This is a genomic window from Acidovorax sp. LjRoot194 (assembly GCF_964253015.1).
Classification (GTDB): domain Bacteria; phylum Pseudomonadota; class Gammaproteobacteria; order Burkholderiales; family Burkholderiaceae_C; genus Acidovorax.
Genome location: NZ_CAXUQB020000001.1, coordinates 4,775,387 through 4,788,479 on the forward strand (window position 1 = coordinate 4,775,387; position 13,093 = coordinate 4,788,479).

Genomic DNA, 13,093 nt, shown 5'->3' on the forward strand with positions numbered 1-13,093 from the left:
CCGCCATGAACGCCACCCCTGCCTCCATCCTCGTCGTAGACGACGAACCCGACCTGCGCACCCTGTATGAACTCACGCTGCTGCGCGAGGGCTACCGCGTGCAGACGGCCTCCAGCGTGCAGGAGGCGCGCGATCAGCTCAAGGCCCATCGCTTCGATGCGGTCATCACCGACATGCGCTTGCCCGACGGGTTCGGCATGGAGCTGCTGCAGGACCTGCGCGAGCAGCAGCGCAAGGAGCGCTGCGTGGTGATGACGGCCTACGGCTCTGCCGAGAACGCGGTCGAGGCCCTGCGCGCCGGGGCTTTCGACTACCTGACCAAGCCGGTGGACCTCAAGCAGTTTCGGTCGGTGGTGGCATCGGCCATCCAGGGCACGGGCGGCGTGCCGGCCCCACGCGCAGCGCGCAGTGGCGGCAACCAGAACAAAAGTGCGGCCTCGGCGGCCGTGGACCTGGCCGGATCGACCCCGGCCCTGGAGCGGATGGTGGGAGAGTCCATGGCCATCCGCAACGTCAAACAGCGAGTGGCCAAGGTGGCCCGCGGCATGGCGCCTGTGCTGATCCATGGCGAATCGGGCACCGGCAAGGAACTGGTGGCGCAGGCGCTGCACGCCAGCAGCCAGCGCGCCGATGGCCCGCTCGTGGCTGTCAATTGCGGCGCCATCCCCGAAAACTTGCTGGAGGCCGAGTTCTTCGGCGCGCGCAAGGGATCCTACACCGGCGCCTCGCAGGATCGCGATGGCTACTTTCAGGCGGCGCGGGGGGGCACACTGTTTCTCGACGAGATCGGCGACCTCCCCCTGGCCATGCAGTCCAAGCTGCTGCGTGCGATCCAGGAGCGCAGCGTGCGGCCGCTGGGCTCCACGCAGGAAGAAACCGTGGACGTGCGCGTCGTCAGCGCCACGCACCGCGACCTGGCTGCCGACGTGCAGTCGGGCCGCTTCCGGCAGGATCTGTACTACCGGCTGAACGTGATCGAGATCGTGATCCCGCCCCTGCGAGAGCGGCGCGAAGACCTGCCCGCGCTGTGCGTGGCCCTGCTGGCACGCATCGCCCAGGAATCGGGCATGGCCGTGCCACGGCTGACCGAGCAGGCGCTGGCCGCCATTGCAGCGCATCCCCTGACTGGCAACGTGCGTGAGCTGGAAAACTTGTTGCACCGCGCGGTGGCGCTCAGTGATGGAGAGGAGCTCCATGTGGACGGGCCGGCGCTGCCGTACGACGCATCGGGTGCGCGGCCCATGCCGCCGCAGGCAGCGCTCGCCACCAGCGCCTCGGCAGGCTCTGCAGGCGACGCGCCCACTTCCGCGCAAGGCCCCGCTGCGGCGGCCCACCCCAACCCAGGCAGTTCGGTGCCACTGCCCAGCGACCTGCAGGCCTGGCTGGACCAGCAAGAACGCGACATCCTCATCCGGGCCCTGCGCGAGGCCGGCTTCAACCGCACAGCCACCGCGGCGCGCCTGGGTATCAGCCTGCGCCAGATCCGCTACCGCATCGCACGCCTGAACATTGCCGCGCCCAACGACCAGGATGCGAATGACGAGATCGGTTGAAGCCGAGCAGGACGACTCGGGCCCACTTTGGGACGGCGGCTGGTACCAGCGGGCACACCGGCTCCCCTCGCCGAACTACGGGGAGCGCCCGGTACAGGGCGAGCAGGCCATCGACCTGATCGTGGTGCACTCCATCAGCCTTCCGCCGGGTGAATACGGCACCGGCAAGGTGCAGGAACTGTTCACCAATGCACTCGACTGGGATGCCCATCCGTACTTTCAAAGCATCCGCGGCCTGGCGGTGTCGTCGCACTTTTTCATAGAGCGCACCGGCGCGCTCTGGCAATTCGTGAGCTGCGACCAGCGCGCCTGGCATGCCGGCCAGTCTGCCTACCGCGGCCGCAGCCAGTGCAACGACGACTCCATCGGCATCGAACTGGAGGGCCTGGAAGGCCTGGAGTTCGAGGCGGCGCAGTACCACATGCTCGCCCAGCTGTGCCGGGATATCGAGCAGCGCTATGCCATCGAGCACATCGCCGGCCACGAGCACATCGCCCCGGGGCGCAAACAAGATCCCGGGCCAGGGTTCGACTGGCGCCGCCTTCAGGATGCGCTCAGCTGGCCATTGCGCAGGTTTCCTGCTACCACGCTGACCAGCCACCCACCACCGGGCTGATCACTGCAGCCCCAGCGCCACATCCAAGATTTTTCTTTGTGCGTTTGCACATTGTTGCAGTGCCCGGCGACCCCAAGGCAGCATGCGGCCTCGGCGGCAAAATCCCTCGCAACGCCTGTCGGCATGCGGGTCGTCTGCCCCACATCCCCGCGTTTCAATGGATTGCGACGAGGTGCCCAGCCCCCGCTTCGCATGCCTAGCACAAGCCGTGTCCTCCTGGAGGCAGTTTTACCGCGATACACTACCGGTAGTGTCTTGAACGCATGAGACACACCATATATAGTGTGCCCAGACAAAAGCCCTGCGCACCGCTCTCCCGGCCCGGCTGCATTCCCAGCCGAGCATCACACCCCAGACAGCCCATAGAAGAGGACACCCATGCAAGCTGCTTTGAACACGCCTGTCACCACCCACACCGCCACGGCCGATGCCCCTGCATCCCATGCAGCGCCAGTGGCCGCCACCCAATCGCTCCCGCACTACCAGATCATTCGCCGCAACGGCGCGGTGGTGCCCTTCGAGCCCCAGAAAATCGCGGTGGCGATGATGAAGGCCTTTCTGGCAGTGCATGGCACCCAGGGCGCAGCCTCTGCCAGCGTGCGCGAAGTCGTGGACACGCTGACGCAGAACGTCGTGCGCGCGCTGGTGCGTTCGCGCCCTGCCGGCGGCACCTTCCACATTGAAGACGTGCAGGACCAGGTGGAGCTGGGCCTGATGCGCGGCGAGCACCATGAAATCGCCCGCGCCTATGTGCTCTACCGCGAACGCCGCACGCAGGAGCGCGCGCGCCACACCGAGCAACAGGCTGCCGTGCCCGCTGCACCGCTGCTGCATGTGATCGACGGCGACAAGCGCGTGGCGCTGGACCTGAATCGCCTGCAGGGCCTGATCGAGTCGGCCTGCGTGAACCTGGGTGCCGACATCAAGGCCGACCCCATCGTCGCGGAAACCATGCGCAACCTGTACGACGGCGTCCCGATGGACGAGGTCTACAAGGCCTCCATCCTGGCCGCGCGCACGCTGATCGAAAAAGACCCCGACTACACCTACGCCACCGCCCGCCTGCTGCTGCACACCATCGTGCGCGAGGTGCTGGATAAGGAAGTGACCCAGTCCGCGATGGGCCAGGCGTACCTGGAATACTTTCCCCAGTTCATCCAGAAGGGCGTGGACAACGAACTGCTGGACCCCCGCCTGCTGACGTTCGACCTGGCCCGCCTGGGCGCCGCCCTCAAGGCCGACCGCGACCTGCAGTTCGACTATCTGGGTCTGCAGACGCTTTACGACCGCTACTTCCTGCACGTGCGCAAGACCCGCATCGAGCTGCCCCAGTGCTTCTTCATGCGCGTGGCCATGGGCCTGTCGCTCAACGAAGCCGACCGTGAAGCCCGCGCCATCGAGTTCTACGAGATCCTCTCGAGCTTCGACTTCATGTCCAGCACGCCCACGCTGTTCAACAGCGGCACGCTGCGCTCGCAGTTGTCCTCGTGCTACCTGACCACCGTGCCCGACCACCTGGAAGGCATCTACGACTCCATCAAGGAGAACGCGCTGCTGTCCAAGTTTGCCGGCGGTCTGGGCAACGACTGGACCCGCGTGCGCGCCCTCGGCTCGCACATCAAGGGCACGAACGGTGAATCCCAAGGCGTGGTTCCTTTTCTCAAGGTGGTCAACGACACGGCCGTGGCCGTGAACCAGGGCGGCAAGCGCAAGGGCGCCGTGTGCACGTACCTGGAAACGTGGCACCTGGATATCGAAGAGTTCCTGGAGCTGCGCAAGAACACCGGTGATGACCGCCGCCGCACGCACGACATGAATACGGCCAACTGGATTCCCGACCTGTTCATGCGCCGCGTGATGGAAAAGGGCACCTGGACGCTGTTCTCGCCTTCCGACGTGCCCGACCTGCACGACCTGTTCGGCACCGCCTTCGAGAAGGCCTACGTGGCCTACGAACAAAAGGCTGCGCGCGGCGAGATCAAGCCGTCCAAGACGGTGCAGGCCACCGACATGTGGCGCAAGATGCTGACCATGCTGTTCGAGACCGGGCATCCCTGGATCACCTTCAAGGATGCCTGCAACGTGCGCTCGCCCCAGCAGCACGCCGGCGTGGTGCACTCGTCCAACCTGTGCACCGAGATCACGCTGAACACCAGCGACACCGAAACCGCCGTGTGCAACCTCGGCTCGGTCAACCTGCTGCAGCACTTGAAGGATGGCCAGGTCGATCACGAGAAGCTCAAGAAGACGATCACCGTGGCCATGCGCATGCTGGACAACGTGATCGACATCAACTACTACGCTGTGCCCAAGGCCCGCGACTCCAACATGCGCCACCGCCCCGTGGGCCTGGGACTGATGGCCTTCCAGGACAGCCTGTACGAACTGCGCATCCCCTACGCCTCGCAAGCGGCCGTGGAGTTTGCCGACAAGTCGATGGAAGCCATCTGCTACTACGCCTACTGGGCGTCGACCGAGCTGGCCCGCGAACGCGGCCAGTACACCAGCTACAAAGGCTCGCTGTGGGACCGCGGCATCCTGCCTTTCGACACGCTGGACATGCTGTCCGAGGCCCGTGGCGGCTATGTGGAAGTGGACCGTTCGTCCACGCTCGACTGGGACGCCCTGCGCAAGAAGATTGCGCAGGACGGCATGCGCAATTCGAACTGCGTGGCCATCGCCCCCACCGCCACGATCTCCAACATCATCGGCGTGGACGCATCGATCGAGCCATCGTTCGGCAACCTGTCCGTGAAGTCCAACCTGTCGGGAGAGTTCACCGTCATCAACGGCGGGCTGGTGCGCGACCTCAAGCGCCTGGGCCTGTGGGACGACGTGATGATCATGGACCTCAAGCACTTCAAGGGATCGCTGCACCCCATTGACCGCGTGCCGGCCGACATCAAGGCGCTGTACTCCACCGCCTTCGAAGTCGAAGCGCAATGGCTGGTGGAAGCCGCATCGCGCCGCCAGAAGTGGATCGACCAGGCGCAGAGCCTGAACATCTACATGGCCGGCGCATCGGGCAAGAAGCTGGACGACACCTACAAGCTGGCGTGGATCCGTGGCCTCAAGACCACGTACTACCTGCGCACGCAAAGCGCCACGCACGTCGAGATGAGCACCGTGAACACACGCCAGCTCAACGCCGTGTCCTCCGGCAACGACGGTGCCTCGCAGCAGGGTTCTGCAGCCGCTGCATCCAAGCCCGGCGCGCAGGAAACAGCAGTCACTGCAGCGTCTGCGCAGGCCGCGTCACGACCCGCCACGGACGTTCAGTTCACCGCGATCGACGACGTCAGCTGCGAGGCCTGTCAGTAAGGTCCTACGAAGCGGCGTGCATCGCGTTCAATGCACGCTCGCTTCGGTGCTGTGAAGCAACAAATCGTTGCTGCACAACGCTGCAGTGCTTTCCTTTTTGCAGCACTGCTTTCATAATCCGAACACTGGAAAATCTATGTTGTCCTGGGACGAAGAAGTCAAGCCCTCATCGCAAAATCAACTGGACGGTGGACTGAACAAGAGCCACCCGGCGGAGCAGCCGCCCGTGTCTTTCCAGACCCCCTCACTGCAGGACGTCCACGCTTCGATGACCGCATCCGCAGCACCCCAGGCAACTCCTGCAGCAGCCGCCACGCACCGCCGCGTGAATGCCGCCGACAAGCGCATCATCAACGGCCAGACCGACGTCAACCAGCTGGTCCCGTTCAAGTACAAGTGGGCGTGGGAAAAGTACCTCGCCACCTGCGCCAACCACTGGATGCCGCAAGAAGTGAACATGACGCGCGACATCGCGTTGTGGAAGGACCCCAACGGCCTGACCGAAGACGAGCGCCGCATCATCAAGCGCAACCTCGGCTTCTTCGTGACTGCCGACTCGCTGGCTGCCAACAACATCGTGCTGGGCACGTACCGCCACATCACTGCCCCCGAGTGCCGCCAGTTCCTGCTGCGCCAGGCGTTCGAGGAAGCCATCCACACCCACGCCTACCAGTACATCGTGGAGTCGCTCGGCCTCGATGAAGGCGAGATCTTCAACGCCTACCTCGAAGTACCTTCGATCCGCGACAAGGACCAGTTCCTGATCCCCTTCATCGAAGCGATCATGGACCCCAACTTCCACACCGGTACGTTCGAAACCGACCAGACGCTGCTCAAGTCGCTGATCGTGTTCGCCTGCCTGATGGAAGGCCTGTTCTTCTACGTCGGCTTCACGCAGATCCTGGCGCTGGGCCGCCAGAACAAGATGACCGGCGCTGCAGAGCAGTACCAGTACATCCTGCGCGACGAGTCGATGCACTGCAACTTCGGCATCGACCTGATCAACCAGCTCAAGCTGGAGAACCCGCACCTGTGGACCGCCGAGTTCAAGGCCGAGATCAACGCGCTGTTCATGAAGGCCGTCGAGCTGGAATACCGCTACGCCGAAGACACCATGCCGCGTGGCGTGCTGGGCATGAATGCGTCGATGTTCAAGGGCTACCTGCGCTACATCGCCAACCGCCGCGCCACGCAGATCGGCCTGGAGACGCTGTTCCCCAATGAAGAAAACCCGTTCCCGTGGATGAGCGAGATGATCGACCTCAAGAAGGAACGCAACTTCTTCGAGACCCGGGTTATTGAATACCAGTCTGGTGGTGCGCTGTCCTGGGACTAGCACTTTTTAGCATTGCACCACCATGGATATCTACACCACGCACCACACCGACAGCGCCCGAGAGCCTTGCCGTGTGGAGCGTTCCCGTGTTCATGGGGATGGGGTCGACCTCCATCTCCATGGATCGCTTCTTGTCCATTGAAGACAGGAAGTGCTCTTTGCAAATTGACCCAAGGAGAACATGATGGCAACTGCGAAAAAGACCGCTGCTAAGAAGGCAGCCCCCGCGAAGAAGGCCGCTCCTGCCAAGAAGGCAGTAGCAGCAAAGAAGGCAGCACCGGCCAAGAAGGCTGCGCCCGCCAAGAAGGCAGCAGCACCGGCCAAGAAGGCCGCTCCCGCCAAAAAGGCAGTAGCAGCGAAGAAGGCCGCTCCTGCCAAGAAGGCAGCAGCGCCAGCGAAGAAGGCCGCTCCCGCCAAGAAGGCAGTAGCAGCGAAGAAGGCTGCACCGGCCAAGAAGGCAGCGCCAGCAAAGAAGGCCGCTCCCGCCAAAAAGGCAGTAGCAGCGAAGAAGGCCGCTCCTGCCAAGAAGGCAGCAGCGCCAGCGAAGAAGGCCGCTCCCGCCAAGAAGGCAGTAGCAGCGAAGAAGGCTGCACCGGCCAAGAAGGCAACGGCAGCGAAGAAGGCAGCACCCGCCGCCAAGAAGGCAGCTCCTGCTGCCAAGAAGGCTTCGCCCGCCAAGAAAGCCCCCAAGGCCCCTGCCCCTGCGGCCGCAGCGCCTGCTGCACAGACCACGCTGAACCCTCAGGCAGCCTGGCCATTTCCTACGGGCAACAAGCCCTGATACTGGCGCACGTCGCCCTCGACCCGGTGCCTGTGCACCGGGTTTTTTTATGCCTGAACGCAGGGCGAGAAGATCGGCAACGCGCTGGGCCTAGTGCGGTCCAGAGCTTGCGCAATTAAGCATGCCCAGCCCACGCACCGCGCAAGGCCAAGCGCAGGGCCGGCCGCCGCAGCATCGATCAGCGCAGATCGATCAGCGACAGGCCACCCTGCATCACTGCTGCATCACCGCATCACTGCGGCGTGAAGTCGAGCGTGTAGTTTTGCGGGCCGCGCTGCGCGATCTTGAGCGCGCCCACACGGTTGCCCAGCTCCGCACAGCGCACAAGTGGCCAGCCCTTTTCCAGGCCGAACAGCAGCGCACCGCGCCAGGCGTCGCCACAGCCCGTGGGGTCGACCACCTGCGCCGGAGCCACCGCGGGAACATGGGTCTTGGCACCGTCGACCCACACGTCGCACCCCTCGGCACCGAGGGTCACCACCAGCCCCTGCACCTTGCGCGAGAGTGCGTCCAGAGACAGGCCCGTGCGGTCGCACAGCATCTTGCCTTCGTAGTCGTTCACCGTGACCCACGTGGCCTGCTCGACGAAGCGCGTGAGCTCCTCGCCGTTGAACATGGGCAGGCCCTGGCCGGGATCGAAGACGAACGGAATGCCCGCCGCCACGAACTGGGCCGCATGCTGCAGCATCGCGTCGCGGCCGTCGGGCGAGATGATGCCCACCTTCACCGCTGCATCCGGCTCGATGCGGTTGGCATGCGCCTGCATCATGGCGCCGGGGTGGAAGGCCGTGATCTGGTTGTTGTCACGGTCGGTCATGATCATCGCCTGCGCCGTGTAGGTGTCCTGCACCTGGCCCACATGGCGCTGGCTGATGCCCAGCGTTTCCAGGCGCTGCAGATACTCTGCGCCATCGCTGCCGAGCATGGCCATGGGCACGGGCTCGCCACCCAGCAGTTTCAGGCTGTAGGCGATGTTGCCAGCGCAACCGCCGAAGTCGCGGCGCAGCGACGGGACCAGGAAGGACACGTTCAGGATGTGCAGCTGGTCCGGCAGTATCTGCTCGGCAAACCGGCCCTCGAAGGTCATGATGGTGTCGAACGCCAGGGAACCGCAAATAAGGGCAGCCATATCGGTGATGTAGGTTGGAAAAAGAAAGGGAGAAGAGACTGCTCGGGCGGCTCAGGGGTAGAACGCCAGCAGCCGGTATCCGGCCACACGTGCCCCGCCGGTGGTCACGACCACCGACACCGCGGTCGACCACTCGCCACGGGCGGGCAACTCGGACGGCGCCCCCATGTCGGCAGGCAGCAGTACCCGCCGCAACACCGGCTGGTCTTGCGCATCGGTCAGCGTCAACTCCACCGCCGGCATCGCCAGCGCAATGCTGGCCTTGCTCTTCATGGCCAGGGTGAGCTGGTAGCTGTCGCCCCGCGCCTTGTTGAAGGAAGAGCTGTCGATGACCACATCAGCGATCTGGCGTTGTGGCGCAATGTCGCACTGCAGCGGCACACACAGCCTGGTCAGCCATGGCCGCGCCCGTGCATCCAACGCCGCAATGCGGTCGCGCTCCTGCACGGCCACCTGCAATGCCAGCGCCAGTGTGGCCAGCAGCACGACCACGACCAGCACAGCCCGCACGGCGGGCCTGCGCCAGAACGCCTTGCGGCGTGCGGCCACAACAAAGCTCACCTCTTCTTCATGCGGTTCGGCATGCGGTTCTGCGTCGTGATCATCATCGTCCGCTTCCGCCCGAGGTGCCTTGCGGGGCTTGGCCTGTAGCACCGCAGCGGGGGAATCGTCCTCCACCAACGCCAGCCCTGCGGGGCTTGGCGGCACAGGTTGCAGAGGTGGCGCATCAAACTCCACCGACGGCAAACCCTGTGCAGCGTGCTGCACCTGCACAGCTGCTGCGGACGATGACGATGGTGGGACTGCCAAGACGTCATCAGAGTGCGGCTCGGGGCTGGGCGCAAGCCGCGGTGGCGCGACGGGCGCGGGCGGCGCCGTCACAGGCCTGATGGGCAACTCGAGCGCCGGGTAACCCAGGGGCGTCAGCTCGGCAGGCACCGTCGACTCGAACGACGGCATGTCGAGCGGATCTTCGTCGTCGCGAAGATCTGCAAAGGGCAGCTCGTAGCCCGCGGGCAAGGGTACGGCAGGCACCAGGGGCACTGGTGAAATCGCCGCCTCACTGGCCCCGACAGGTGTGGATCTGGCCCCGATGACCACTGCTGCAGGGAGCGACGCCGACGCCACATCGATGCGGGCCGCTGACGGCATGGGGTCTGCCGGCACGGCAGGTGCAGGCAGAGCGTGCGCTTCGGTTGCAGACCCCGCGGCCTTCTGGGTGGCTGCGCCTTGGCGGGTGCGCCAGCCAAATGGCGTGAGAGGCTCAAGCTGAAGATCTTCGCCTTGTCGCTGGCCAGTGGTGCTACCTGCCGCCAGAAATGCCGGGACGGCCGCTTCTGGCACCGCAAGCACTTGCTCCGGCATCTCGGGGACAGCAGGAAATTCAGGTGTATCGGTTATGTCGGGTACGTCGGGCGCATCGGCGGAGGCCAGAGCAGCACCGGCATCCACACCCAAGCCTACGCCTACGACCGCATGCGCATCGTCCAAAGGATCCGCCGGGAACAACGAAAAATCCTGCGCCGCATACAACGGCGCCGCCGGCACTGTCACGGAGGGAGCGGGAGCGGTAGGCAGTGGCGCTACAGGAGCCGTGCCGGCCCACGCGCGCCCTGTGTCCGGCTTGCGCACCACCGGGGCCGGGGGCGGACGCACATCCGTCAGGGAGACATCGGGCAGCAGCGGCGGGGGCGGCGCGGGCAGCAGGTGGGCTGCCGCATCGAACACTTCTTTGCACTGGCCGCAGCGCACCCATCCTTCCGAAATGCGCAATTGGTCTGCCACCACCTTGAACGAGGTGGCGCAGGACGGGCAACGGGTGATCTGGCTCATCTGCGGGCGATTGTAGGGGCGCGGTACCGGCCCACCACGGGCAAGCGGCAAGCTCAGCGCCGGGCCGTCATCAGGATCCAGCCGTCCTCGGTGTCCGACACCTCCAGCTGAACCCATGGGGCATACGCCTCCTTGAGCTCCTCACTCTGCCGCGCCAGGATGCCAGCCAGCACCAGGTGGCCACCGACGGCCACGTGCCCGCACAGCAAAGGGGCCAACACGCGCAGGGGGGTGGCCAGGATGTTCGCCAGCACCGTCTGGTACTGGCCCTTCGCCTTGTCCGGCAAGCCTGCGTGCAACACCACTTCGTTGGCGGCCGCATTCAGGGCGGTGGACTCCACGGCAGCGGGATCGATGTCGACCGCGTCGATGTCGGTAGCCCCGAATTTGGCGGCGCCGATGGCCAGGATGCCGGAGCCGCAGCCGTAGTCGAGCACACGCCCCAGCGGGTTGCCCTGGGCCGCGTCGGTGGCGCCGTGGCGCGCGATCCAGCGCAGGCACATGCGTGTGGTGGGGTGGGTGCCGGTGCCAAAGGCCAGGCCGGGGTCCAGGCGGATGCTGCGCTTGGCCTCGGCGGGCAGCTCATGCCAGGTGGGCACGATCCAGAAATCGGGCGTGATGTCCACCGGCGCGAACTGCGACTGCGTGAGCCGCACCCAGTCCTGCTCTTCGACCTTGGCGACACCCAGCACTTGGCAGCCTTCGAAGAAGTCCTGTACGGCCAACAGATCCCGCGCCTCATGGGCTCCAGTCTCGGTCTGGAAGAGTGCCACCACCCGGCTGCGCTGCCATCCGTCCTTGGGCGGGGGCATGCCGGGCTCGCCGAACAGCGCCTGCTCGGCATCGGTCTGCGCGTCGGCGTCTTCCACCGATACCGACAGCGCATCCAGCGCGTCCAGCGCGTCGCTGACCGCTTCGATACTGTCTTCCGGGCACATCAGGCTGAGCTCAAACATGGGCGACTCTCAGAAAAAATGAAATGCCGGCCCCCGTTGCCAGAGGCCAGCATGTAAACCAACCATTGCCGCGCCAGCAACAGCCCGGCACAAACCATGGCTCTTGAACAGCGCACAGAACTTGCCAGCTGGAGGTGTCCCCCTTCCCAACCTGCGCAGTAGTTCGAGAGAAGGGGAAGGCGCAACGCGACTCAGCGGGTTGTACCCCGCCTGCCTAGCGCTTGTGCTGCGACAGCCACTCTTCCAGGTAGTGGATGTTGGTGCCGCCGGCCATGAACTTGGCGTCCACCATCAGCTCGCGGTGCAGCGGCACGTTGGTGTTGATGCCTTCGATCACCGTCTCGTTCAGCGCCGTGCGCATGCGGGCCAGGGCCTGCTCGCGCGTATCGCCGTGCACGATGATCTTGCCGATCATCGAGTCGTAGTTGGGCGGCACGAAGTAGTTGGTGTACGCATGCGAATCCACCCGCACGCCCGGGCCGCCCGGCGGATGCCAGGTGGTGATGCGTCCGGGGGATGGGACGAACTTGTAGGGATCTTCCGCGTTGATCCGGCACTCGATGGCATGGCCGCGGATCTCGATCTGGCGCTGGGTGAACGGCAGCTTCTCGCCCGCGGCGACCATGATCTGCGTCTTCACGATGTCCACGCCCGTGATCCACTCGGTCACCGGGTGCTCCACCTGCACGCGCGTGTTCATCTCGATGAAGTAGAACTCGCCGTTCTCGTACAGGAACTCGAACGTGCCCGCACCGCGGTAACCGATCTTCTTGCAGGCGGCCACGCAGCGCTCGCCGATCTTTTCGATCAGCTTGCGGGGAATGCCCGGGGCCGGAGCCTCTTCGATCACCTTCTGGTGGCGGCGCTGCATGGAGCAGTCGCGCTCGCCGAGGTACACCGCGTTGCGGTGCTTGTCGGCCAGGATCTGGATCTCGATGTGGCGCGGGTTCTGGAGGAACTTCTCCATGTACACCGCAGGATTGCCGAACGCGGCACCCGCTTCGGCCTTGGTCATCTGCACGGCATTGACCAGGGCGGCTTCGGTGTGCACCACGCGCATGCCGCGGCCGCCGCCACCGCCGGCGGCCTTGATGATCACGGGGTAGCCCACGGCCTTGGCAATGCGGCGGATCTGCACCGGGTCATCGGGCAGCTCGCCTTCGGACCCCGGCACGCAGGGCACGCCGGCGCGGATCATGGCCTGCTTGGCCGAGACCTTGTCGCCCATCGTGCGAATGTTGTCCGGCGTGGGGCCGATGAACTGGAACCCGCTCTTTTCCACGCGCTCGGCAAAGTCGGCGTTCTCGGACAGGAAGCCGTAACCGGGGTGGATGGCTTCGGCGTCGGTCACCTCGGCGGCCGAGATGATGGCCGGCATGTTGAGGTAGGACAGCGGGGACGGGGCGGGGCCGATGCACACCGCTTCTTCCGCCAGCTTGACGTACTTGGCGTCGCGGTCGGCCTCGGAGTAGACCATCACCGCCTTCACGCCCAGCTCATGGCAGGCGCGCTGGATTCGCAGGGCAATTTCGCCGCGATTGGCAACAAGAATCTTCTTGAACATGAGC

Annotated in this window: 9 protein-coding genes; 5 read left to right on the plus strand and 4 right to left on the minus strand. The window is 65.1% G+C overall.

Features of this window, described 5'->3' with window-relative positions:
- The first annotated feature begins 5 nt into the window (after nucleotides 1–5).
- The 5 genes from ACSQ3N_RS21675 (at nucleotide 6) to ACSQ3N_RS21695 (ending at nucleotide 7,607) form a co-directional block, all read left to right on the plus strand.
- Entirely contained in the window at nucleotides 6–1,553 is a 1,548-nt protein-coding gene (locus tag ACSQ3N_RS21675) for a sigma-54-dependent transcriptional regulator (protein ID WP_056167422.1), read from the plus strand.
- Nucleotides 1,537–2,169 carry a 1,6-anhydro-N-acetylmuramyl-L-alanine amidase AmpD gene (gene ampD / locus ACSQ3N_RS21680; RefSeq protein ID WP_056167418.1) on the plus strand — a complete coding sequence of 211 codons (633 nt, stop codon included), beginning with the start codon at nucleotides 1,537–1,539 and terminating at the stop codon, nucleotides 2,167–2,169. The genes ACSQ3N_RS21675 and ampD overlap by 17 nt, the downstream gene beginning before the upstream one ends.
- Nucleotides 2,170–2,547: 378 nt before the next feature.
- Entirely contained in the window at nucleotides 2,548–5,490 is a 2,943-nt protein-coding gene (locus ACSQ3N_RS21685; RefSeq protein WP_056167416.1) for a ribonucleoside-diphosphate reductase subunit alpha, read from the plus strand.
- Nucleotides 5,491–5,626: 136 nt separating this feature from the next.
- Nucleotides 5,627–6,826, plus strand: a complete 1,200-nt coding sequence (locus tag ACSQ3N_RS21690; RefSeq protein WP_056167414.1) for a ribonucleotide-diphosphate reductase subunit beta — start codon at nucleotides 5,627–5,629, stop codon at nucleotides 6,824–6,826.
- A 184-nt stretch (nucleotides 6,827–7,010) separates the two neighbouring features.
- Nucleotides 7,011–7,607, plus strand: coding sequence for a histone (locus ACSQ3N_RS21695; RefSeq protein WP_436147416.1), 597 nt, complete (start codon nucleotides 7,011–7,013; stop codon nucleotides 7,605–7,607).
- Between the two features lie 232 nt (nucleotides 7,608–7,839).
- Here the strand turns inward: ACSQ3N_RS21695 and ACSQ3N_RS21700 are convergent, their stop codons facing one another.
- The 4 genes from ACSQ3N_RS21700 to accC form a co-directional block, all read right to left on the minus strand.
- Nucleotides 7,840–8,736, minus strand: coding sequence for a carbohydrate kinase family protein (locus ACSQ3N_RS21700; RefSeq protein ID WP_436147417.1), 897 nt, complete (start codon nucleotides 8,734–8,736; stop codon nucleotides 7,840–7,842).
- 51 nt (nucleotides 8,737–8,787) lie between these two features.
- Complete coding sequence (locus tag ACSQ3N_RS21705; protein ID WP_082516902.1) at nucleotides 8,788–10,569, minus strand: zinc-ribbon and DUF3426 domain-containing protein; 1,782 nt, start codon at nucleotides 10,567–10,569, stop codon at nucleotides 8,788–8,790.
- Between the two features lie 53 nt (nucleotides 10,570–10,622).
- Nucleotides 10,623–11,525 (minus strand): 50S ribosomal protein L11 methyltransferase, encoded by a 903-nt coding sequence (prmA, locus tag ACSQ3N_RS21710; RefSeq protein WP_056167408.1) that lies wholly within the window; start codon nucleotides 11,523–11,525, stop codon nucleotides 10,623–10,625.
- Nucleotides 11,526–11,739: 214 nt separating this feature from the next.
- Complete coding sequence (gene accC / locus ACSQ3N_RS21715; protein WP_010466452.1) at nucleotides 11,740–13,089, minus strand: acetyl-CoA carboxylase biotin carboxylase subunit; 1,350 nt, start codon at nucleotides 13,087–13,089, stop codon at nucleotides 11,740–11,742.
- Between the last annotated feature and the right edge of the window lie 4 nt (nucleotides 13,090–13,093).